Origin of the sequence: Dactylosporangium sp. NPDC049525 (genome assembly GCF_040676755.1) — a bacterium.
GTDB lineage: Bacteria > Actinomycetota > Actinomycetes > Mycobacteriales > Micromonosporaceae > Dactylosporangium.
The window spans coordinates 316,667-338,712 of the sequence record NZ_JBFAPO010000003.1 but is presented as its reverse complement, the minus strand read 5'-3'; the positions used below and the strand labels follow the sequence as shown (position 1 = coordinate 338,712).

Annotated in this window: 24 protein-coding genes and 1 pseudogene; 10 read left to right on the top strand and 15 right to left on the bottom strand. The window is 72.3% G+C overall.

The features are described from left to right. Positions 1-171 precede the first annotated feature (171 nt). Positions 172-615 (bottom strand): diguanylate cyclase, encoded by a 444-nt coding sequence (locus AB0K00_RS08295; RefSeq protein ID WP_363517642.1) that lies wholly within the window; start codon positions 613-615, stop codon positions 172-174. A gap of 176 nt (positions 616-791) precedes the next feature. Continuing rightward, entirely contained in the window at positions 792-1,679 is an 888-nt protein-coding gene (locus AB0K00_RS08290; RefSeq protein WP_363517314.1) for an arginase family protein, read from the bottom strand. 304 nt (positions 1,680-1,983) lie between these two features. Between AB0K00_RS08290 and AB0K00_RS08285 the strand changes: the two genes are divergently transcribed. Then, positions 1,984-2,427, top strand: coding sequence for a hypothetical protein (locus AB0K00_RS08285; RefSeq protein ID WP_363517311.1), 444 nt, complete (start codon positions 1,984-1,986; stop codon positions 2,425-2,427). 88 nt (positions 2,428-2,515) lie between these two features. Here AB0K00_RS08285 and AB0K00_RS08280 read toward each other — a convergent pair whose 3' ends face one another. From AB0K00_RS08280 to AB0K00_RS08270, 3 genes are all read right to left on the bottom strand, one after another. Beyond that, positions 2,516-3,103, bottom strand: a complete 588-nt coding sequence (locus AB0K00_RS08280; protein ID WP_363517308.1) for a hypothetical protein — start codon at positions 3,101-3,103, stop codon at positions 2,516-2,518. 203 nt (positions 3,104-3,306) lie between these two features. Further along, entirely contained in the window at positions 3,307-4,074 is a 768-nt protein-coding gene (locus AB0K00_RS08275) for an SDR family oxidoreductase (protein WP_363517305.1), read from the bottom strand. Positions 4,075-4,079: 5 nt separating this feature from the next. Further along, positions 4,080-4,568, bottom strand: coding sequence for a carbonic anhydrase (locus AB0K00_RS08270; RefSeq protein WP_363517302.1), 489 nt, complete (start codon positions 4,566-4,568; stop codon positions 4,080-4,082). Positions 4,569-4,662: 94 nt separating this feature from the next. On the opposite strand from AB0K00_RS08270, the gene AB0K00_RS08265 reads away from it, so the two are divergent. Beyond that, a complete protein-coding gene (locus AB0K00_RS08265; RefSeq protein WP_363517299.1) occupies positions 4,663-5,814 on the top strand; it encodes a geranylgeranyl reductase family protein in 1,152 nt (383 codons plus the stop codon). 19 nt (positions 5,815-5,833) lie between these two features. Next, positions 5,834-6,280, top strand: a complete 447-nt coding sequence (locus AB0K00_RS08260; protein WP_363517296.1) for a YdeI/OmpD-associated family protein — start codon at positions 5,834-5,836, stop codon at positions 6,278-6,280. Here the strand turns inward: AB0K00_RS08260 and AB0K00_RS08255 are convergent. After that, positions 6,267-7,061, bottom strand: a complete 795-nt coding sequence (locus tag AB0K00_RS08255; RefSeq protein ID WP_363517293.1) for an isocitrate lyase/phosphoenolpyruvate mutase family protein — start codon at positions 7,059-7,061, stop codon at positions 6,267-6,269. The genes AB0K00_RS08260 and AB0K00_RS08255 overlap by 14 nt on opposite strands. A 55-nt stretch (positions 7,062-7,116) precedes the next feature. Between AB0K00_RS08255 and AB0K00_RS08250 the strand changes: the two genes are divergently transcribed. After that, positions 7,117-8,076: a helix-turn-helix domain-containing protein gene (locus AB0K00_RS08250; RefSeq protein ID WP_363517290.1), complete on the top strand. Its 960-nt coding sequence runs from the start codon at positions 7,117-7,119 to the stop codon at positions 8,074-8,076. A 78-nt stretch (positions 8,077-8,154) separates the two neighbouring features. Here the strand turns inward: AB0K00_RS08250 and AB0K00_RS08245 are convergent, their stop codons facing one another. Then, positions 8,155-8,565, bottom strand: coding sequence for a hypothetical protein (locus AB0K00_RS08245; protein WP_363517287.1), 411 nt, complete (start codon positions 8,563-8,565; stop codon positions 8,155-8,157). 256 nt (positions 8,566-8,821) lie between these two features. On the opposite strand from AB0K00_RS08245, the gene AB0K00_RS08240 reads away from it, so the two are divergent. Then, positions 8,822-9,157: a hypothetical protein gene (locus tag AB0K00_RS08240; RefSeq protein ID WP_363517284.1), complete on the top strand. Its 336-nt coding sequence runs from the start codon at positions 8,822-8,824 to the stop codon at positions 9,155-9,157. Here the strand turns inward: AB0K00_RS08240 and AB0K00_RS08235 are convergent. From AB0K00_RS08235 to AB0K00_RS08225, 3 genes are read right to left on the bottom strand one after another with little or no spacing between them, the layout of a single operon-like run. Further along, positions 9,154-9,570, bottom strand: a complete 417-nt coding sequence (locus AB0K00_RS08235; protein ID WP_363517282.1) for a nitroreductase family deazaflavin-dependent oxidoreductase — start codon at positions 9,568-9,570, stop codon at positions 9,154-9,156. The two genes, AB0K00_RS08240 and AB0K00_RS08235, sit on opposite strands and share 4 nt — an antisense overlap. 10 nt (positions 9,571-9,580) lie before the next feature. Beyond that, on the bottom strand, positions 9,581-10,711 hold the full coding sequence (locus AB0K00_RS08230; protein ID WP_363517279.1) for a winged helix DNA-binding domain-containing protein: 1,131 nt from the start codon (positions 10,709-10,711) through the stop codon (positions 9,581-9,583). A gap of 16 nt (positions 10,712-10,727) precedes the next feature. After that, entirely contained in the window at positions 10,728-12,446 is a 1,719-nt protein-coding gene (locus AB0K00_RS08225; RefSeq protein ID WP_363517276.1) for a RecQ family ATP-dependent DNA helicase, read from the bottom strand. Positions 12,447-12,646: 200 nt separating this feature from the next. Here AB0K00_RS08225 and AB0K00_RS08220 point away from each other — a divergent pair, with 200 nt between their 5' ends. Genes AB0K00_RS08220 through AB0K00_RS08210 form a run of 3 tightly spaced genes read left to right on the top strand, consistent with a single transcriptional unit; the run spans position 12,647 to position 14,817 of the window. Beyond that, positions 12,647-13,534 (top strand): sigma-70 family RNA polymerase sigma factor, encoded by an 888-nt coding sequence (locus tag AB0K00_RS08220; RefSeq protein ID WP_363517273.1) that lies wholly within the window; start codon positions 12,647-12,649, stop codon positions 13,532-13,534. A 21-nt stretch (positions 13,535-13,555) separates the two neighbouring features. Next, on the top strand, positions 13,556-14,296 hold the full coding sequence (locus AB0K00_RS08215) for a peroxide stress protein YaaA (protein ID WP_363517270.1): 741 nt from the start codon (positions 13,556-13,558) through the stop codon (positions 14,294-14,296). A 59-nt stretch (positions 14,297-14,355) separates the two neighbouring features. Then, on the top strand, positions 14,356-14,817 hold the full coding sequence (locus AB0K00_RS08210; protein WP_363517267.1) for a DUF1707 domain-containing protein: 462 nt from the start codon (positions 14,356-14,358) through the stop codon (positions 14,815-14,817). Positions 14,818-14,827: 10 nt separating this feature from the next. Here the strand turns inward: AB0K00_RS08210 and AB0K00_RS08205 are convergent, their stop codons facing one another. From AB0K00_RS08205 to AB0K00_RS08190, 4 genes are all read right to left on the bottom strand, one after another. Then, positions 14,828-15,496 (bottom strand): response regulator transcription factor, encoded by a 669-nt coding sequence (locus AB0K00_RS08205; protein WP_363517264.1) that lies wholly within the window; start codon positions 15,494-15,496, stop codon positions 14,828-14,830. Further along, complete coding sequence (locus tag AB0K00_RS08200) at positions 15,493-16,725, bottom strand: ATP-binding protein (RefSeq protein ID WP_363517261.1); 1,233 nt, start codon at positions 16,723-16,725, stop codon at positions 15,493-15,495. The genes AB0K00_RS08205 and AB0K00_RS08200 overlap by 4 nt, the downstream gene beginning before the upstream one ends. 125 nt (positions 16,726-16,850) lie before the next feature. Next, entirely contained in the window at positions 16,851-17,486 is a 636-nt protein-coding gene (locus tag AB0K00_RS08195) for a hypothetical protein (RefSeq protein WP_363517258.1), read from the bottom strand. A 124-nt stretch (positions 17,487-17,610) separates the two neighbouring features. Next, a complete protein-coding gene (locus tag AB0K00_RS08190; protein WP_363517255.1) occupies positions 17,611-19,143 on the bottom strand; it encodes a DUF1996 domain-containing protein in 1,533 nt (510 codons plus the stop codon). A 344-nt stretch (positions 19,144-19,487) separates the two neighbouring features. On the opposite strand from AB0K00_RS08190, the pseudogene AB0K00_RS08185 reads away from it, so the two are divergent. Next, positions 19,488-20,381: pseudogene (locus AB0K00_RS08185) on the top strand (site-specific integrase); the annotation flags it as partial. 70 nt (positions 20,382-20,451) lie between these two features. Next, entirely contained in the window at positions 20,452-20,652 is a 201-nt protein-coding gene (locus AB0K00_RS08180; protein ID WP_363517252.1) for a hypothetical protein, read from the top strand. A gap of 568 nt (positions 20,653-21,220) precedes the next feature. Here the strand turns inward: AB0K00_RS08180 and AB0K00_RS08175 are convergent. After that, a complete protein-coding gene (locus tag AB0K00_RS08175; RefSeq protein ID WP_363517249.1) occupies positions 21,221-21,889 on the bottom strand; it encodes a hypothetical protein in 669 nt (222 codons plus the stop codon). Positions 21,890-22,046 lie beyond the last annotated feature (157 nt).

Genomic DNA, 22,046 nt, shown 5'->3' with positions numbered 1-22,046 from the left:
ACCGCCGTTGCCGTCCCTGTTGCTGTCCTGCTGCCGCCGCTGCTTGTCTCTCGACGCCAGCACACTGGGTCCGGTGCCGCCGCAGCACTGTCGTGCCGTCGGCTACGCGGCGACGAAGAGGGGGCAACCGTTGCGGCGGAGGCGTTTCGTTTCGTACATGGCGAGGTCGGCCTAGCGGAGCAGGTCCTTGGCGTCGACGCCGGGCGTGCTTATCGCGACGCCGACGCCGACGCCGACGCCGACGCTGCAGCCGACGCGGACGCGAACGCAGTGGCCGGTGACGGGCATGTCCCGGTCTATGGCGGCGACGATGCGATGGGCGACGGCAAGGGCGACGGCAAGGGCGACGGCAAGGGCGACGGCAGGGTCGGTGACGCGGGGGAGCAGGACGTCGAACTCGTCGCCGCCGAGCCGGCCGACGACGTCCGCCGGGTTCGTGGCGGAGCGGATCATGGCGCGGCGGCGGGACGACAGGCGGGCGCGCCAGTCGTGCAGCAGGGTTCCGACCTCGACGAGCAACTCGTCGCCGACGTGGTGGCCGAGGGTGTCGTTGACCTGCTTGAAGCCGTCCAGGTCGAGGAAGAGCAGGCCGGCGCTGCTGGCTCGAACGTGCAGGCGGTGCGGGGCCGGCGGCGCGGACAGTGGCCGGGGCCGGGGCCGGGGCCGGGGTCCGGGTCGGCGGTGCGGACATTGACCAGGACCGGGGCTGGGGCGGGGGTCGGGGTCGGCGGTGCGGACATCGACCGGGGCTGGGGTCGGGTCGGCGGCGGGGGTCGGGGTCGGGATCGAGGTCAGTGGCGCAGGGCGGTGACGATCGTGTCGGTGAGGGCGGCGGCGTGGCGGGCGTCCGGATCGAGGTCAGGGTCGTAGATGGTGACCTGGAGGCCGACGTAGGCGGGTTTCGTGACGAGCGGGCGGAGCAGCTGGACCAGCTGCGGGTGGTCCAAGCCACCCGGGTCGGGGGCGTCAGCGGCGGGCATGACTGTCGGGTCGAGCACGTCGGCGTCGAGGTGCACGAAATAGCCGTCGAGGGCGCTCAGGTGGTGCGCCACCCGTTCGCCGGTGAGGGCGGGGCCTGCGGCGACGATCTCCGGGATGGTGTGCACGGCGATGCCCAGGCCGCGGACCTCGGCGAGTTCGTCGTCGTAGTCGCGGACGCCGAGGATGACCAGGTCGTTGTCGCGGACGTAGGGCGCGAGGCCGTCGATGTCGGCGATGTCGGGCTGGCCGCGGCCGGTGACGATGGCGGTGCCCTCGCCGGCGGAGGCGCCGACCTGGGCGCTGTTGCCGGTGTGGCGGAAGTCGATCGAGCCGTCGAGGTAGGCGAGTCCGTATCGGCCGCGGCGGCGCAGGGCGAGGGCGGGGCCGAAGAGGATCGAGCAGTCGCCGCCGAGCAGGAGCAGGAACTGCTCGGCGTCCAGGACGGCGGCGACCCGGTCGGCGAGGCGGCGGGTGTAGGCGGCGAGCGCGGTGGCGTTCAGGACACCGTCGCCGGCGCGCCAGGCGCGCACGTCGTACCGGGGCGGCACGACGACACCGGCGTCATGCGCGTCGAGGCGGGGCAGGAGCCCCTGGTCGCGCAGCGCGCCGGCCAGCTTGTAGCAGCCGGGGACCAGGCCCTCGGCCGGGGGCCGCAGGCCCAGGTTGGACGGTGCGTCGAGCACCGCGACGGATCGCATCCGCCCAGGCTATGTCCGAGCGGGGCGCCCGGCCGACCCGGAGCGGGCTGCCCGGGCCGAGCCCGAGGGGGCAACCGCGGGACGTATCCGAGCGGGGCAACCGCGGGACGTATCCGAGCGGGGGCCGTCCAGGTCAAGCCCGCTGTGGGCGGTGCCGATCGCCGTGTGTGCGGTGGTGCGCTCGTCATGCGCAGCTCCCGCGCCGTGGGCGGCCACCGGCGGCCGCTACTGCACCTGTTCAGACGAGGCACCGCAGCCGGGTGAGGGGGTCCCGGCGGTGGGGTCGAGGGGTCACAATGCTCACGTGACGTTGCCAATCCCCTACAGCGGCGGCGGCGGTGAGCTGCCCGCCTACACCGGGCCCGACGTGCAGATCGGTGACGTGCGGGTCGACGGCCGCGCCATCTACACCCCGGTCGGAGTCTGGCCGATCCAGGGCAGCCGGTGGATGGTGATCTCGCAGCCGGTGCCGATGACGACGACGGCCGGTTGGGGCATCGGGCTCGGTGTGACCAGTGCGATCCTCGCCGTGATCCTGGCGCCGTTCACCTGCGGGCTGAGCCTGTTCCTGCTGTTCGGCCTGTTCTTCCTGACCGCGAAGACGCACACGATGTCGGGGCCGCTGATCGTGTCGATCCAGGCGGGACCGTTCCACTACATGGCGCGCGAGGTGGTGTACTCGCCGCTGCACGCCGCCGAGGCGCTGCAACGCGTCAACTTCGCGCAGGCCCTGGCGTCGCGCTACTGAGCGTCGCGCACTGAGGGACCCGCAACTGAGGGACGCGTCGCGCACTGAGGCACGCGCCATTGAAGGACGCGCTACTAGGGGACGGGTGTCAGGCGTCCGGGTTCGCGTCGTAGCCGGCCAGCAGCTGCGTCCTGGTGCCGACCAGGTGTGGCTCCAGGTCGCCGACCCTGGCGAGCTTGATCTCGGCCGGCGCCAGGTTGGACACCCGTAGCAGCAGGCCCGGTACCTCGTCGAGGACGGCCAGCCAGCCCTTCTGCGCCGGCAGCACCTGCTGGTCCGGCCAGCGCTGGAACGGCTTCGGGACCCCGTCGACGGTGATCCCGACCCGGTGCGGCGCCGGGGTCGACGCGGCCCGCAGGTTACGTTCGTAGGTCTTGCGGTCCTCGGGTGGCTGTGGCATCACGGCCGCGACCCGCATGTCGATGAGCAGCGGCAGCGGCGGGCCGGCGGTGGTGACGATTTCGATCCATCCGTCGCCGTCCGCCGGGTCGCCGAACGTCAGCCCGGCGTGCACGAGCCGGTCGTCGTCCCATGCCCAGCCGCCGATGCGGCACGGACCGGACCAGCCGGCCATCCCGTACAACGGCAGCGCGGCGGCACTCGCCCGGATCCGGTTCGCCCGCTGGTCGATCAGCGCAGTGAACTCGATGCGGTTCAGCCGCCCCCCGTATCGCATGGGATCGATCGTGCAGCATCACCGGCGTCCGTGGCGCCCCGCCGCCCCTCGCGCGAACCCCCGCTGTTTACCCCGCGGCACCGCGCCCGCCGCCGCGGCGTGACACGCAGAGCGGCCCAGCGCGCCAGGCAGAGCGGCCCAGCGCGCCAGGCAGAGCGGCCCGGCGCGACACGCAGAGCGGCCCGGCGCGGGAAAGGGGGGAGTCAGCGGGCTTCCGGGTCGGCGCCCCTGGCGGCGCGGCCGCCGTCGATCGGCAGCACCGCGCCGGAGACGAACGACGCCGCCGGTGACAGCAGGAACGCGACCGCCTCGGCGACCTCGTCGACACTGCCGGCCCGCCCCAACGGATGCAGCTGGGCCAGCTGGTCCACGATGTGAGCTGCCTCGTCCGGCGGGCGGGCAGCCAGGTACGCATCCGAACGTTCGGTCCCGATCGACCCGAGCGCCACGGCGTTGACCCGGATGCCGTGTGGGCCGTGGTCGACGGCCAGGGCGCGGGTCAGGCCCTCGATCGCGGCCTTCGCGGTCGCGTACGGCAGCGCGCCCCGCACCGCACGCTGCGCCTGGTGCGACGACACGTTGACGATCGCGCCGCCGTGTCCTGCCGCGCGGAAGCGGCGTACCGCGGTGCCGCTGCCGGCCACGGCGGGTGCCAGGTTCGCCACGATGTGTGCCAGGAGCTCGCGTGCCGGTACCGCGTCGATCCAGGCGTCGCGGAAGACGGCGGCGTTGTTGACCCAGCCGGCGAGGGGGCCGCGCGCCTCGGCGAGGTCGGCGGCGCGCTCGGTGACCGCCTCCTCACCCGCGTCCCCGGTGAGCCCCACGATCCGCCCGCCGTCGCCGGTGATCCAGGTCAGCGCCGACGGGTCGTGCTCCAGGACGACGACGGTGGTGTCGTCGTCGCGCAGCAGGCGCGTGACGACCGCGCGGCCGATGCCCCGGCCGCCGCCCGTCACGACGTAGGACCGCACCGGCCTCAGAGCACCTCTTCGATCTTGGCGGTGCCGACGTCGAAGATGAACCCGCGCACGTCCTCGCGGTGCGGCAGCCACGCGCACTCACGGACCGTCTCGATCGAGGTGCGCATCGTGTCGTACAGGTCGGTGAAGCCGGGCACGTCCCAGGTCGGCGCCCGGCCGGTCTCGGCGGTGAGGGTCGCGCGGAACTCGTCGTCGTCGAAGCCCTGCATGCCGCACTCGGTGTGGTGGATCAGGACGATCTCCCGGGTGCCGAGGCGGCGCTGGCTGATGGCGAGCGAGCGCAGCACCTCCTCCGTCGGCAGGCCGCCGGCGTTGCGGATCAGGTGCGCGTCACCGATCTCCAGGCCGAGCGCGCCGAACAGGTCCAGGCGCGAGTCCATGCACGAGATGACGGCCAGCCGCAGGCGTGGGCGCAGCGGACGCGGGCCCGGGAACGTGCTCGCGTACCGCTCATTGGCGTGGATGAGATGGTCGATCGCCGACATCTCGCCAGTGAAACAGATCGGTCACTCATTCGGATGACGTCTGCATCACACGAGGCCAATCTCACCTGTGAAAGCGGACCTCTACGCTGCTCGGGTGAGCGTGAACGTGAGCGGCCCGGACAGCGCGGACCGGCAGGACTGGGACGTGGTCGTCGTCGGCGGCGGGCCCGCCGGGCTGTCGGCGGCGCACGCTGCGGCGCTGGGCGGGGCCCGGACGCTGGTGCTGGAGAAGGCGGTGCACCCCCGGTACAAGACCTGCGGTGGCGGTCTGATCGGTTTCACCGTGCAGGCGGTCGCGGGCAAGATCGAGATCCCCGCCGACGACCACATCGTGCGGGCCGAGTTCACCCACGACGGCCGGCGGGCGTTCACGCGGACCGCGCGCCGCGGGCCGCTGCTGCAGATGGTGCGCCGGCCGCAGTTCGACGACGCGTTGCGGCTCGCCGCGGAGAAGGCCGGCGCCGTGGTGCGGCAGTCGACGGCGGCCCGGTCCCTCGAACAGGTCGACGGCACGGTTGTGGTCCGCCTCGCGGACGGCTCGACGGTCACCGGCGCCACCGTCATCGGCGCCGACGGCTCGTCCGGGATCACCGCCCGTCACGCCGGCGTCGAGTACGGCCAGGTCGACCTCGGCCTGGAGGTCGAACTACCCGTCCCCGCCGGCGTGGCCGCGCGCTGGAAGGGCCGGCTGCTCATCGACTGGGGCCCGCTGCCCGGCTCGTATGCGTGGGTGTTCCCGAAGGACGACGTCCTCACCGTCGGCGTGATCGCGTCCCGCGGCCAGGGCGAGCGGACGAAACGGTACCTGCGTGACTTCGTGACCCGCCTCGGCCTCGACGGCATCGAGCCCGTGCACGACTCCGGGCACCTGACCCGGTGCCGCACCCCGGCGTCACCGCTGCGCACCGGCCGGGTCCTGGTCGCCGGCGACGCGGCGGGCCTGCTGGAGCCGTGGACCCGCGAGGGGATCAGCTTCGCGGTGCGCTCCGGGGCCCTCGCCGGCGCGGCCGCGGCGACCGGCGACCTCGACGGCTACGTCACCGCGGTCGAGCGGACCCTCGCCCCGGCGATGACGGCGGGGCGGCGGCTCCTCGACACGTTCAGCCGCCGGCCGGGGCTTTTCCACGCGATGCTGCGGACCCCGCCGGGCTGGCGCATGTTCGAGCGGTTCTGCCTCGGCGAGACCTCGTTCGAACACACCGTGGAGCGGTTCCCGGTCAGGACGGCGCTGAAAATGCTCCGGTAGCGGGCTAGCGTCTCGAGGCATGAGGTTTCGCGCGACGCTGTTCCTCGGCGGGAAGACCGCCACCGGCCTGAAGGTCCCCGCCGAGGTCGTCGAGTCGTTCGGCCGCGGCAAGAAACCGCAGGTGCTCGTCACGATCAACGGTTACACGTATCGCAGCACCGTCGCGGTGTACGGCGGGGAGTACCTGCTGCCGGTGGCCGCCGAGGTCCGCGCCGCCGCCGGGGTTGCCGCCGGTGACGAGCTCGACGTCGACCTGGAGCTCGACACCGCGCCGCGGGTCGTCGAGGTGCCCGCCGACCTCGCCGCCGCCCTGGCCGCGGATCCGGCGGCGAAGGCGAGGTTCGACGGGTTGTCGTACAGCAACCAGCGGCAGCACGTGCTCGCCCTCGACGGTGCGAAGACGGCCGAGACCAGGCAGCGCCGCCTGGACAAGACCCTCGCGAGCCTGCGCGTCAGCCCGACATGAGCGCGTTGAGCTCGCCGTACCCGATGGCGCCGTCGAGGCTGGTGTAGGTGCCGGCGCTGAACGCCTCCTCGGCGGCGCGCCGGGCGACCGTGTACGCCGCCTCCGCCACCCACGAGCCGAGGCTGACCCGGGCCACGCCCAGCTTGGCGAGCTCGGCGACGGACGGCGCGGCCGGGCCGACGAGGATGTTCAGCGGCGCGGGGATCGCGGCGGCGAGCGCGCCGATCGTGGCCGCGTCCACGACCCCGGGCACGAAGATCCCGCTCGCCCCGGCCTCCAGGTAGGCGTGGGCCCGCGCGACGGTGCCGTCGAGGTCGTCGGCGCCGCGCAGGTACGTGTCGATGCGCGCGTTGATGTAGACGTCCGGGGCGGCGGCGCGGGCGGCCGCGATCCGCTCCACCTGGTCGGCGACGGGGCGCAGCCCCGGGTTGTCGCCGCGCACCGTGTCCTCCAGGTTGACGCCGACGGCGCCGGCCGCGGCGACCCCGCGCAGCGTCTCGGCGACGTCGGCCGGGGTCGCGCCGAAGCCCGACTCGACGTCCGCGGTCACCGGCACGTCCACCACGGCGACGACCCGCGCCAGGTGCGCCAGCATCGCGTCGCGGGTCAGCGCGTCGCCGTCGGGCACGCCGAGCGTCCAGGCGACCCCCGCGGAGGTGGTGGCGACCGCGCGGGCGCCGGCGGCGGCGACGATCCGCGCGGACGCGGCATCCCACGCGTTGACGAGGACGAGCGGGTCGGCGGGGTTGTGCAGGGAGCGGAACACAGCGGCGTTGGTCATGCCGCCATCCTCCCCGGCCGCCCAGGTGCCCCTCCAACGTTTTAGCCTGGACTGCATGGTCGCCATCGGACTGTCTGCCGGCGGGGTCGCCAGGGTGCGGTTCGCGATCTCGCCGCTGTGGGAGACGGTCGCCAGCATCCGTGTGCTGCGCGATCCCGGCGCCCACGCGATCCACCTGCCGTGGGTACGGCGGGTCCGGCCCCGCCTCGGCCGGCTGCCCGACAGCGAGCTGTGGCGGCTGGTGCCGCCCGGCCCGGCGTACGTGCCGGACTTCCTGACCCCGGCACCCGCCGGCCTGTTCACCGACCTGCCGGCGGAGCTGGACGCGCTGCGGGCGACCCCGGCCGCCGACGTCGCGGCACAACTCGGGGAAGAGGCCGCGGCGGCGGACGGGTTGCTGCGGCGGCTCGCGGCGCAGCTCGCCGACTACTTCGACGTGGCCCTCGCCGCCGACTGGCCGCGCATCCGGCGGCTGCTGGAGGCGGAGGTGTTCACCCGCGCCCGGGCCCTCGCCGCGGACGGGGTCGGCGGGCTGCTCAACGACCTGCACGAGCAGGTGCGGTGGGCCGACGACACGCTGTCGGTCGCGCAACGGTGGTGCACCGCCGACGACGTACCGGACGGCGGCGGCCTTGTGCTCGTCCCGTCGGTGTTCGTGTGGCCGTCGATCCTGACCGTTTCGACGGGGCGCCTCGCCCAGTTGGCGTACCCCCCACGGGGGACGGGCGCGCTGTGGGAACGGCCGGCCAGCACCCCTGACGGGCTGGCCGCGGTCCTCGGGCGGAGCCGGGCCCGGCTCCTCGTCGAGCTGTCCGCGCCGGCCTCGACGACGGCCCTCGCGGCCCGGACCGGCCTGACCGCCGGCGGCGTCTCCCAGCACCTGGCGGCGCTGCGCGCGGCCGGGCTGGTCACCGCGCACCGCGACGGCCGCACCGTCCTCAACGTCCGCACCGGCGTCGCCGACGCCCTGCTCGGGACGGCCGCGCCGACCGAGGGGCCCGAAACACCGCGCTGAATACCGCGCTGAACGCCGCATGCCGGCCTACGGGGCTGAGCCCCGCGGACCGGCATGCGGAAAGAATCGGGTCGAGGATCAGCCCGCGGCGATCGACGGCGGGGTGTCGGTCTCGATGTGGGTGGCCTCCGAGAACGCGGAGTCCAGCTGCGCCTGCAGGGCGTCGAGCTGCGAGAACTCGGCCTGGTGAGACGACTCGCTGCCCTCGGCGGCGAAGACGTGGTCCGACTCGGCGGCCGAGTGGTCGTAGGACGTGAAGTCCGACTCCTCGTAGTGCTCGCCCGTCGGGTTGGAGTACTCGACGTGGTGGCCCTGGTCGAACGAGGTCGACTCGGCGGACGCGTGGTCCTGCTCGTACACGCCGAACTGGTTGTTGTAGTCCGCCTCGCTGGCGTTGACCTCGTGGAGCTGGTCCAGCGACTCGTGGTCCGCGCCCGCCTCGACGTGGCCGTATTCCGCGCCGGTGTCGCCGCCGTCGTACTCGCTCATGGTGGGTCCTCTCGGTATTGCAGGGGTGTGGAAGTTTGCGATTCAGGTGGTGTCCGTGGCGCTGTCCATGACACTAGGAGCGCCGTCGTGGCGTCGAATCCCGGAAACGTGCCAGCCGTTCAACTGCCGTGGCCGGGAGCGTATACCGTGCTCAGGGGCCTGGACTATCCCCGAAACGACAGTTGTCCTCCTGCCGGACACCCGACAGTGTGCGCCCGCCATACTGCGCGCCGTGCGAAAACACTGCTGCGACGGCATGCGTGCTCAACTGGCCAAGTCCGAGTCGGAGGACGGCGAGGACGACCCGGACGTGGTCGTGGTCTACGACGCGAAGTTCGACGAGTACGGGCTGCCCGTCCGCGACGGCGGCACGTCGATGGTCGTGATCGGGTACTGCCCGTGGTGCGGCGGGCGCCTTCCGGCGTCCCGGCGCGACGCGTGGTTCGACGCGATGGAGGCCATCGGCGTCGACCCGTGGGAGGACGAGATCCCCGAGGAGTTCCACGACGACAGCTGGTGGGCCCACGACCTGGTCGAGGACGCCACCAGCAACGACTTCGTCGAACCGGACAAGGTGCTCAGCCCCGTCTAGAGCTGGCGGATCAGCTCGACCACGGGGATCTTCCGCTCGACGCCGTTCTGGTGATCGGTGAAGAACGGGTAGCGCTCACAGATCCTGGTCCACAGCACGGGCCGGTCCTCATCGGCGACAGGGCGGGCGGTGGCGGGGAACTCCTCGCCCTCCGCCTCGACGGTGACGGCCGGCCCGGCGACCAGGTTGCGGAACCAGTCAGGGTCGGACACCGCACCCGCGTTCGAGGCGATGACGTACATCCGTTCGTCGACCCGGATGTACATCATCGGCGTGGTGCGGGCCTGGCCGCTCTTGCGGCCGACGGTGGTGAGCAGCAGCAGCGGCCGGTCCTCGAGCCGGCGGCCGTTGGCGCGGAACTCCGCGATCAGCTTGCGGTTGTACTCGCGCTGGTCGATCGGCAGCTCAGTCATGCCTGCCAGCCTAAGCGGCGGCGCGCAGGAGCGCCTGCCATCCGCCGTCGACGAAGCGGACGTCGTGCTTCGCCGCTGGAGCCAGGAACTGCAACAGCCGGGCGCCCTCCTCGGCGACCTGGTCGAGGTCCGCGGAGGTAAGGCCGGTCAGCGGCGCCACGTACAGCACGGCGCTGCCGCGGGCGACGACCGGGCGCCACAGGGCGGCGGTGAACCCGTCGACGAGGACGACCGCGGGCATCGGCCCGTTGTCGTCGAACGGCTGGCCGGTGAACCCGGTGGTGAGGACCCGGCTGCGGTCGGCGTGGCTGAGCAGCAGGTTGTCGAAGTCGTACAGGTACCGCACCGGCGCCGGCGTGTCCGGGTCGGGCCGCGGCGCGTCGGGCAGGTCGAACAGCTCCCGGCCGTCCGCTGTGACAAAGGCGACCGCGTCGTGCCGCGCACACAGGCGGGCGAACACCTCGGCGAGGCGGGTCAGCCCGGACCAGACCTGCGCGTCGCGGACCGTCGCCGGGCCGAACGCGCCCAGGTAGCGCCGTACCAGATCATCCACGGACATCGGGGCGGCCGTGACGTGCGGCAGCCACGCCGACGCGGGCGTGTGCGCGGCCTTGCCGCTGCGTCCCCACAGCCCCCGCGGCGGCACCTGGACCAGGGTCTCGAAGACGCGGACGGTCTGGGCGAGGGCGGCCGGGTCACGGCCCGGAAAACCGGCACCCAGCGCGGCGCCGAGCTCCCCGAACGTCATGGGGGTCTCGGTGAGCAGGCGCCGCCCCTCGGCGACGATCTCGTCCAGGGGTGGATCAAGACCGAGGCGGCGGCGGAAGTTGGACGACCACATCCGCTCGCCGGCGACGGCGACGAGCGGGCGCACGGCCAGGGCGTCCCGGCCGGTCATCAGGTGGATCGTGGAGCGCGGGCCGGCGACCCGCACCAGCCGGCCGTCGGCGAGCAGGTCCGAGGCGTGTGCCGGGGCGAACCCCGCGAGGCGGGTCCAGAGCCCGGTGTACCAGGTGTGCGGGGTCTGTGCCTGGAGCCCGACGAGGTGCTCGACCGCCTCCGGGACCGTCATCGTGGAGCGGTCCAGCAGCAGCTGCCGGGCCAGGGTGGCCCGGTTCAGCGCCCGGCGGTCGAGCAGCACCTCGACAGCGTATGCGCTACACGGGCTCCAGCAGTTTCGACTTCTGCACGATCGGCACCGACAGCGTCTTGTAACCGACCTCCTCGAAGAGGACCACGACCCGGTCCTGTTCGTAGGCCATGACCGTGCCGGTGCCCCACGCGGTGTGCCGGACCTCGCTGGACACGGGGAACGGCCGGGCGTGGTCGGTGAGCGCGACCTCGTCCGCGGGCAGGGTCGCCGCCGGCCGGCGGAACAGCTGCCGGTACCAGGGCAGCTTCGGCACCACCGGGTCGACGACGACGGTGCCGTTGGCGCAGTTGTCGCAGTGCCCGCACGCCCGGTCGGCCTGTTCGCCGAAGTAGGCGAGCAGCGTGTTGCCGCGGCAGTTGGCGCTTTCGGCGTACTGGCGCATCATGTCGATCCGGGAGCGCCGCAGCGTCTGGTGCCGCTCGAACTGGGCGAGGGCGAGCCGCGACGCCTCGGCCGGGGTCGGCGCGTAGCGGGGGGTGCTGAGCTTGTTGCCGGACTGCACCTCGACGGCGCCGACCTGCTCCAGCAGGCTCAGCAGCGAGGTCACCTTCCGCGCCGGCAGGCCGCTGCGGGTCGCGAGGGCGGTGCGGCTCACCGGGCCCTCCCGCAGCGCCGCGGCGAGCTGCGTGAGCTCGTGGCCGTCGGGGGCGCCGGCGGCGAAGAACCGTTGCAGCGACACGTCCTCGGGGCGGAAGAACAGCACCGTGCGCGACGGTGCGCCGTCCCGGCCGGCCCGGCCGATCTCCTGCAGGTAGCTGTCGGGGGAGTCCGGCAGCGCCACGTGGTGCACCCAGCGGATGTTGGGTTTGTCGACGCCCATGCCGAAGGCGCTGGTCGCGACCATGACCGGGATCTTGTCGGCCATGAAGTCGGTGTACCGGCGGCTCCGCTCGCCCGACGCGAGCCCCGCGTGGAACGCGACCGCCTCGACGCCGAACTCGGTGAGCCGGGTCGCGTACTGCTCGGCGATGGCCCGGGTCGGCGCGTACACGATGCCGGGCCGCGGCTCCTGCCGCACCTGCGCGAGGAGCCGCTGCCAGCGCTGCTCGTCGCTGGTGCAGTGCACCGTGGCCAGCTCCAGGTTGGCCCGGTCGAGGCCGGCGACGTGCGTGAACGGGTCGCGCAGCCCGAGTGCCTCGGTGATGTCGGCGCGCACCGGCGGCGACGCGGTCGCGGTCAGCGCCACGATCACCGGCCGCCGGGTCCCGTCGCCGAGCTCCCTGATGAGGTGCCCGAGCTGCAGGTAGTCGGGGCGGAAGTCGTAGCCCCAGGCGGAGACGCAGTGCGCCTCGTCGACCGCCACCATGCTCGGGCGCAGCCCGCGGACCTCGGCCAGCCGCGCCGGGTTGCCGAGCTGCTCGGGCGTGATGAACAGGAACCTGGCGGTGCCGGCGCGCAGCGCCTCCAGGGCCGCCTTCTGCTGGTTGGGCGTCTCGGCGGAGCTGATCCTGACCGCCTGACCGTCGCGGCGGCGGTTCAGTCCGGCGATCTGGTCCTGCTGGAGTGCGAGGAGTGGTGAGATGACGACAGTGGGTCCGGGCAGCAGCATCGCCGGGACCTGGTAGATGGCGGACTTTCCACCCCCGGTGGGTAACACCACGAGGGCGTCACGCCGCTTGAGCAGGGCACGCATCGGCGGAAGCTGTCCTGCGCGCAACTGGTCCCAGCCGAAGTGCTGGCGTGCGGCGCGGCGTAGGCGGGGTGCGAGCGGTACAAGATTCATCGCGGGCGACTGTACCGGTGTTCGAATGCCACGGCGCGCTGAGCGAGTTCTCGCGACACGCCGAATCTGAGCACTCTCACCGTCTCGCAACCAAAAGGCACCCGAAAGTGACGGCGCCAGCACCCTTCGTAGCCGAAAGTTCTTCGTGTCAGCAGGTGGACCGCCTGCACGGGGTTCACCACAGACACGAGGGGGAACCGATGACAGCGACCCTTGAGGGTGCCACGCTCAAGGTCCAGTTGGAAGGCCGCGAGCTCGAGGACCTGATCCGCGAGCACCTGCCGCTCGTCGGGCATCTGGTCCGCCAGACGCTCGGCCGACTGCCCGCCCACGTCAGCCGCGAAGACCTGGTCTCCGCCGGCATGGCGGCCCTGGCCGGCGCCGCGAAGGCGTTCGACCCGAGCCGGGGCATCCCGTTCGGCAGCTTCGCCACGACCCGCATCCGCGGCGCGATCCTGGACGAGCTGCGCGGGCTGGACTGGGCGAGCCGGTCGGTGCGGGCCAGGGCCAGGCAGGCCGACGCGATGCAACAGGAACTGACCGCGGCGCTCGGACGCACCCCGACCAACCACGAGCTCGCCGAGGCGCTGGGCGTCAGCGTCGACGAGCTCCAGTCGATCGACGACGACGTGCAGCGGGCCGCGGTGCTGTCCCTGCAGGGGTTCGCGGCCGGCAGCGCCGAGGACATGGTCCCGGAACGGGCCGCCGGCCCGGAGGACCTGATCCTGCACCGCGAACGGATCGGCTACCTGCACAACGCCGTCGAGGCGCTCCCCGAACGGCTCGGCAAGGTCGTCAAGGGGTACTTCTTCCAGGAGCGCCCCATGATGGAGATCGCCCACGACCTCGGCGTCACCGAGTCACGGGTCTCCCAGCTGCGCGCCGAGGCGCTCATGCTGCTCCGCGACGGCCTCAACACGCACCTCGACCCGGACCTGGTCTCGATCAGCGACAAGCCGACGGGCTGCGTCGCCCGCCGTCGCGAGGCGTACCACGACAAGATCGCCAGCGCCGGCAACCTCACCAGCCGGCTGGCGCAGACCAACCACCACGGCATGCCGTTCCTGCAGTCAGGCCGGCACGCGTAACGACCCTTGTACCCTCGGGCGGTGCTGATCCTGCTGCCACCGTCCGAGGGGAAGGCCGCCGCCCCGCGCCGCGGCGCCGCGCTCGCGCTCGACCGGCTGTCGCTGCCCGCGCTGACGGAGGCCCGGACCGCGGTCCTCGACGACCTGGTGAAGCTGAGCACCGACCCCGACGCCGCGCTCGACGTGCTCGGCCTGACGCCGGGCCTTGCGGCCGAGGCGGCCCGCAACGCCGCGCTGTGGGCCGCGCCGACGCTGCCGGCGGCCGCGCTGTACACCGGCGTCCTCTACGACGCGCTCGACCTGGCCTCGCTGACGGGCCCGGCACTCGCCCGCGCCCGCAAGCAGCTGCTGATCTTCTCCGGCCTGTGGGGCGCGGTCCGGCCCGGCGACCGGGTCCCGCCCTACCGCTGCGCGATCGGGGTGCGGCTGCCGGGCGTCGGCCCGCTCACCGCCCACTGGCGCGCGGCGCTGCCCGCCGTCCTCGACGACCTCGCCGGTGACGCGCTCGTGCTGGACCTGCGGTCCTCGGCGTACACCGCGATGTGGACGCCCCGCAACGCCGTCAGCGTCCGCGTCCTGCACGGCGGCAAGGTCGTCAGCCACTTCAACAAGGCCACCAAGGGCCGCCTGGTCCGGGCGCTGCTGCTGGCCGGTGCCCGCCCGCGCACCCCGGCCGCGCTCGCCGCCGCCGTCCGCGACCTCGGCTACACCGTCGACGCCCGCACCCCGCACGAGCTCGACGTCACCGTCGACGCGCTGTGACGTGTGAGACCCCTCTTGGATCACCCTGCGTCGTTGCCCGGTGGCAGTACGGTCGAGGCATGTACCCGTCGCCGTCGTTCCGGGCGTCCGACGCCGACCGTGAGGCCGTCGTCGCGCACCTCAGCACCGCGGCCGCCGAAGGCCGGCTGAGCCTGTCGGAGTTCGACGCGCGCACCCGCCACGTCTACGCGTCGCGGACCTGGGGCGAGCTGCTGCACATCGTGCGTGACCTGCCGCCGTTGCCACCGCCGGCCGCCACCGCGCCGCCGAAACCCGCGCCGGAGCCGGCGTGGCCGACCATCTCCCTGATCCTCGGCATCATCTCCGTGCCGATGATGTTCTGCGCGCCGGTCAGCGTGATCACCGGCCTCGGGGCGGTCGTGTTCGGCGTCCTCGGCCTGCTGCCGGCCACCCGCGGCGCCGGCGACCGGCGCGGCGCCGCCCTGGCGGGTCTGCTCTGCGGCGCCTTCGGCACCGTGCTGTCGATCGCGCTGACGATCTTCATCGCCGGCATCGACTGACCGGCGCCGCCTACTCGGGTTCGGCCCACCGCACGACGGCCTCCGTGCGGCTGCGCACGTGCAGCTTCGCGAACACGTGGTTCAGGTGGTTCTTCACCGTCTTCTCCGTCAGCAGCAGCTGCCGGGCGATCTCCGCGTTCGTCAGGCCCTGGCACAGCAGCCGCATCACGTCCTCCTCCCGGTCGGTCAGCCCGAACCGGGACCGGGCCAGGCGCCGCCGCTCGGCGTGCCGGTGCTGCACGCGTTCCCGGTCGATCTGGTCCCGGACCACGGACGCGGCCACCGACGCGGCGACCGGCGACAGCCAGCCCCGGCCCCTGGCGACCTCGTGCACGGCCCGCAGCAGCTCGAAGGGGTCGAACTCGCCGTGCACGAGATAGCCCCGGGCGCCGTGGTGCAGCATCCCGCGGATCAGCTCCGGATGGTCGTCGCTGGTCAGCACGAGCACGGTGGAGTACTGCGCGAGCCGGCCGATGACCGACAGCCCGTCCGCGATCGGCATCCGGTGGTCCAGCAGCGTCACCGCGGGCCGCAGCCGCCGGGCCGCGTCCAGGGCCTCCCGGCCGTTGGCGGCCTCGGCGACGACCCGCAGCGCGTCGTCACCGTCCAGGATGCCGCGGACGGCGGCCCGCACGATCGGGTTGTCGTCGACGACCAGGACCCCGACCGGGCCGGTCACGACGCGCTCACGAACCGCGGACCGGGCCGGCCGGCCGGCTCGTCGCGGCCGTCGAGGGGCACGTGCACCGAGACGGTGCTGCCGGCGCCCGGAGCGGAGTCCAGGAACAGCCGGCCGCCGGCCATCCTGGCCCGCTCGGCCATGCCGACGATGCCGAAGTGGCTCGCCGACTGGAGCCTGGACAGGTCCTCCGGCACCGCGAACCCGACCCCGTCGTCGGAGACCTCCAGCAGCACACCGTGCCGGGTCGGCGCCAGCCGCACCACGACCTGCCGCGCGTACGCGTGCCGGGCGACGTTGGCGAGGGCCTCGCGCAGAATCCGGGTCAGTTCGTACCCCACCATCACCGGCGGGTCGAGACCCGTGAGCACCGTGCGCACGGGAATCCCCGCGGCCGCGCTCCACGCCGCGCAGACCTCGCCGACGCCGGTGGCGAAGTCCCGGTCCGGCACGTCGAACCGCATCTCCAGCAGCAGCTCCCGGGCCTGCCGGGCGGCCGCGGTCGCACCGGCGGCGACCGTCGTGGCCAGGTGCTCGGCGAGGGCGGGCTGCCGGCGCAGCGACGACGGCAGCGCGAGCGCGGCCAGGGACACGCCGCGCAGCGTCTTGGCCACCGAGTCGTGCAGCTCCCGGGCCAGCCGGGCCCGCTCCGACGCCGCCGCCGAACGCTGCGCCGCCACGAGCAGGCTCGTCGACAGCTCCAGGTGCCGGGCCAGGGCCGTCGTGGCCACCACCGCGCCGAGCCCCGCGAGGGCACCGGCCATCGGGAACGCCACGACGAACGCCGCGATCTCCGCCGGTGGGGCGCTGCGCCGCAGCACCTCGGCGGTCACCGTGAAGCTCACCGCGGCGTGGGCGACCCATACCGGCAGCGCCCGCATCCCGAGCACCACCCCGGCGAGGGCACCGGCGCCGGCGGCGTAGCAGAAGTAGGCGATGCCGCCGCGGCTCACCGCGAGGACCGCGAACACCAGGACGAAGTCGGCCGCGACGACGACGGCGGGCCGGGCGACCAGCCCCGGCCACCGGGCCAGGGCACCCAGCTGGCCGGCGGTGACGGCCGCGACCAGGACGAGCACCGCGACGACCCGCGACCGGTCCTCGACCAGCAGCAGCCCGGCGGCCGCCGCACTCAGCGTGGCCGCCGCGCGCGCGATGAGCACCGCGCGGGCCAACGCCGCCGCGGCGATCTCGCGACCTGACGAGGGATCGGACCGTGCCGATCTCATCACTGAACACCCGCCTGTGCCTGGAACGCGACCGCGGTACCGAACGCTACTTGCCGTCCCGCCACCACCGAACACCCGGCGGGCCGCTTAATGCGAATTTGAGCCCTGATTGAACGGCCGCTAACTCAGCTGATCGTGACGACGTCGATGTCGGGCGCCGGGGTGTCGTCGTTGAAGAACGTCAGCCGCAGGTCACCGGCCGGCAGTTCGGCGGTGAACTGGAACGACCGCGGCGTGGTCCACTCCGAACCGGTCACCTGGAACGTCCGCGCCGGCGCCCCGTTGACGGCGACCTTGACCGAGCGCGGCCCGTCCACCTCGTACCCGACCGTCACCGTCCGCGACCCCGCCACCGGCAGCACCGCGCGCACCTCGAGGGTGCAGGTGAAACACAGGTACCGGACCCGCGCGCCACCGTGGCACGTGACGCAGGCGGTGACGCCGGCGCCGCCGGTCAGCCGGTTGCCCGGGGCCTCGGCCTCGACGACGACCGGCGTGAACGGGGCCGGTGAGCCGGGCGCCTTCCCCGAACCCAGCGGCACCGGGGAACTCGGCGGTCCCTGCGTCGGCGGGGCGCTCGGCGTGGCGGATCCGGTTGCGCCGCTGTCCTTGTCCGGCGCGATCAGCGGGGGTACCAGTACCGTCGCGGCGGCCATCCCGGCGGCCACCACCGTGACGCCCAGCCACTGCCCCGGGCGCGGGACCCGCCGCCGCCCGCGGGGACGGCCACGGGTGATGCCCGGCAGGCTCCCGTCGGTCAACTGGCGCTCCTCGTCCGTCCGGCGGCCCGGCTGCCCCCGGACGGACCCTACGTCACGGGCCGGGCGCGCCGACAGCGCCGCCGCCCACTGCGATGGACGGCGGCGCTGCATGCCCTGTGGAGGGTCAGGGCAGGAGATACTGCTCGTTCAGGACGTACGGGGCGGGCTGCTGGTCGTCGCGCCCGTCGTGCCCGCGCGGGTCGCACTGCCGCGCCGCCACGATGCACCCGTCGATCATCGCCGCGAGGGTCCGGTCGTCCCAGGCGTTCATGAAGTCGTAGTGGAACGTCGGCCCGGCGCCGCTGGTGAACCGCACCTTCGACATGTCACCGTTCACCGGCCACGCCATCTTGAACTCCAGCTTCGGCACCGCCACCGGGTGGCTGTCCGGGCACACCCAGCCCGACGCGGTGTGCGTGTCGACCGGGTAGGACATGTGACTCTGGTGGTCCGGCGAGTCCAGGTGCAGCCCGTCCCAGCAGCTCGGCGCCTGGTACCGGATGTTGAGCTGCACGCTGCGCTCAGCCGGGCAGGTCAGCGGGATGTTCTTGTTCTTGTAGCTGTTGCCGCACTCGAAGCCCTCCTCCGTCGCGGCGAGGAACTTGTCCGCGTCGGTGTTCTTCGCGTTGCCGACCACGAACCGCAGCCCCTTCGGGAACGCGCGGACACTGCGGTAGTCGGTCACGCCGGCCTTGTAGTAGATGGTCTGCAGCCCCACCGGGTTGACCTCGGTGTCCCCGTTGAGCAGCGTCGGCATCCAGTACGCGGACAGGTCACCCTTGGCCTTGCAGGTCGTCTGGCCCTTCGTCAGCGAGTCGATCGTCGTGGCGGCGTTCGTGGTCGTGTTGCCCATGAACGTGTGCAGGTGCGACGCCCCCGCCAGCCCCGGGAAGACGATCGGGTCGTCGCCGAGGTTGGTCCGGCTGACCGAGCAGTTCGCCTGGAATTCGTGGAACCCGCCCTTGTTCGGCGGCACCTCGTGCGACGGCTTCACGTTCGTGACCGGGTTCGGCGCCATGATGTACCCGGCCGCCGCCGTCCCGCCGGTGCCGCCGGTGCCGCTCGTCGGCTGGGTCGTCGCGCTCTGCGACGCGCTCGACGGCGGATTCACGGTCGCGGTCGCCGGCGCCGAGCCGGTCCCGAACACCTGGAACTCCCACAGCGAGTAGCCGTACCCACTGGACCGTTTGGTGCCGTACATCCGCACGTACCGGCCCAGGCCGCTCACCGTGATGTTCTGGGTGCCACCGGTGCCGGTCGTGGTGGCGTACACCGACCGCCAGTTCGTCCCGTCGACGGACACCTGGAGCTCGAACGCGGTGGCGTAGGCCCGCTCCCAGTTCAGCACCACCCGGCCGACGGCAACCGGCGCGCCGAGGTCGACCTGGATCCACTGCGGGTCGCTGAACGCACTCGACCACCGCGTCTTGACGTCACCGTCGACGACGGCCTTCGCCGGGTACCCCTGCCCTTCCAGGGACGACGCCGTCACCGGCTTCCCCTGCGACAGCGGCTTGTCATCGGCGCTGGCGAGGTGCAGCGGCCCGGTCGCGAACCAGCCGAGGAACCCGACCAGGGCGACCACGATGCCGGCCAGGATGAACAGCCGCGACCGCGGCGCGCCTCGCAACGGCCGTCGAAGGGACAAGGAACTCATCAAATCTCCTGTGGGTAGACCGCCACTGGCACAACCACCCGGCACGCAGCACGCCCCGGGCCACCTGGACGCTAGCGGCGCACCGGGCCGCGCACCTGAGCCCAAAGACCCAGACCAGGACCCATCTCTACGAGGGGATTCGGAATGTCAAAGATCAGTAGGCTGCTCGCATTGATCGGCGCGCCCCTTGGCCCAGCGGTTTCCAGCCGCATTCGAGCTTCACGGGGACAGCCGCGCACCGGTGTCCCCCGAAGTTCGGACGAGATCCTGCATCTTTCCTGTTCACGGTGTGTTCGGGGACACCGCTGCCATAGCCGCCGCTACTCGCGCGATCACCTTTAAAGATCGGCCACAGTGCAAGCACGGTCGAGAAGAACTCCTACCTGTGCCGCCATCACCTGGTGCCGTACCTCGGCGCCCGGAAGCTCAAGGACCTCACGGCATCGGACGTTGACCGGTGGCTCGCCGATCGCTCGAAGATCCTGAGCACAGCGACGTTGAGCAGCGTGTTCTCCTGCCTCAAGCGGTCGCTGCGGCGGGCGATGGCCCGGGGGCACGTCGGCCGCAACGCCACCGCACTGTGTGACCTGTCGAAGGGTCAGCCGGGTAGGTCCGCCAAGTCGCTCACGTTCGAGCAGGCCGCCGCGCTGCTGGAGGCGGCCAAGAACACGCCGCTGTACGCCTACGTCGTGCTGTCTCTGCTCACCGGGTTGCGCACCGAAGAGGTGCGGGCGCTCCGTTGGGAGCTGCTCGACCTCAAGGGACGGCCGGACGACACGCCGCCGGTGCCGCCGTCGGTGTCGGTCTGGCGGTCCGACCGGGTGGGCGGGGACACCAAGACCCCGAAGTCACGCCGCACGCTCGCTCTGCCGGCACTCTGCGTCTACGCGCTTGAGCTGCACGGCCAGGAGCAGGACAGGGCGCGGCGGGAGGCTGGCGAGTCGTGGCAGGGGACCGGCCTGGTGTTCGTGTCGGCCGTCGGTACGGCGCTCGACGCCGCCAACGTCCGGAGATCCTTCCGCCGAGTGGTGAAGGCGGCCGGGCTGGCGGCCGACGACTGGACGCCGCGCGAGCTACGGCACAGCTTCGTGTCGATCGCGTCCGCGCTGGGGATGTCCCTGGAGCAGATCGCCGACCTTGTCGGGCACGCGGGGACGAGGGTCACGGAGGCGGTCTACCGCCACCAGCTCCGACCGGTGCTGCTGAATGGCGCCGAGGTCATGAACCAAATGTTCGGCTTGCCTGGTGGGACGGCCGTAGCGCGCAAGCCCCTGGACAACCACGATGGTGGCGAGGTGCTAGAACCAGATGATGAAGGCTGACAGCTCGTCACCCTCTCGTACCGCCGGGTTTGTTGCTGTATTAGTCGTCTTTTCCGCGCTGGCGGCGACGTCAGGCCACTGGTTGCCTGGATACCCTGACTGGCAGAAAGCTCCGGCAGCCTTGCTGGTCAGCGTCACCGTGGGCCGGATCGCTCAACGCATCGCCCTTCGATTGAAAGACCGATGACGGTGACGGCGTCGCGGCGCCCACGGGCCGCTGCCGCGCCGTAGACCCCTGTTAGACCCCTGCATGCAAAAGGCGCGTTCTCGATCTCCGAGAACGGGCCTTTTTGCTGGTGGGCGATACTGTTTGAACCAGTGACCTCTTCCGTGCCAACAAGGTCAACATGGTCGATCAACCTGCGACGGATTGCGTTTGCGCTACTCGCGGCGTTGGCGCCTGTTGGTCTGCGTGAGCGCTGGAAGGGCCAAAACGCAAGATCGTTTCCCAGATTTCTCCCAGCGGCGCCAGTGGGGTTTCGCGTGGTTGCTTCCGCACGTACCTCCGGCCCGGAGAGGCTTCCCGTTGCGCAGGCTCTGCCCGGCCATGCTGTGCCGCCGGGGTCCACGGGCGAGCAGCCCTGGCAGCCGGAGGCTCGCTCCGGATTGTAGGGCCGGAGGCCCTGCCCGCCGGAGGCGGAATCTCAGCCCGGCGAACCAGGACGACCCGGATCGCCGGGGCTGTCGACGGCGAGGTGCCACAGCGCAGGCGTCTAGGCGGGAGATCCCGGTGGCCGGCAAGAGTCGTTTGTCGGCTACGACGAGTTGCCGGTCCAGCTGTACCAGCCGCCGCCGAGGTGTTGGAACGATGGCCTCACCAACCAGCCGGTGTTGAGTTCCCCAGTTGGCCCGCCGGGCAGGTAGGCGAAGCCGGCGCTGTCGAAGAAGTCGCCTTGATCTTCGCGGAAGACCGCGCCACCGGGCACCCACGAGGCGCCTACGATGATGTAGCTGCCCAACCAGCGCGGCACGGTGAAATCCTGCCACTCACTGCCCGGTGGTGGAATCGGGTGTCCGGCGACAACGGCGGCGAACGCGTCCCGGTTGGCCGCCCACCGCATTTTCAGCGGTACGCCGGTGCCGAGCAGAACCAAGGTGAGTACGCCGATGACTGGTCCGATCAGGAACCATCTCCTCCACCTGCCGGTGGTACTGGCGACGTAGAGGGCTAAGCCGAGCCAGCAGCAGGCGACGACTACGGACGCGAAGCCGCTGGCCGCCAGCAGCAAGGAGTGGTAGCCCGGGTAGCTCAAGGACCAGAGCAGGCCACCTGCCACTGCAACGACGACCAGGTGGAATGCGCAGATCCACAATGCCCAGATCAACCGCCAGCCAGGTCCATCCAGCGCAGCGTCGTCGCTTGTTGCAGTGTCCGACATTGCGACATCCTGCGCCTCGATCAGGCTCGGATCGAGGGCGTGCACTGAATCTTCACACGGGTTCGTCAGCCGCCGCAGTGTGACCCGACGTGGCCCCGGTGCTCCCAACCTGGAGTATCGGGGCTTCGGTGTGTCCAGCGGCCCGCCAGGGCCGTCTTGAAGACGTATGGAAAGTTATCACCCGGGAGATACGAGCCGCAAA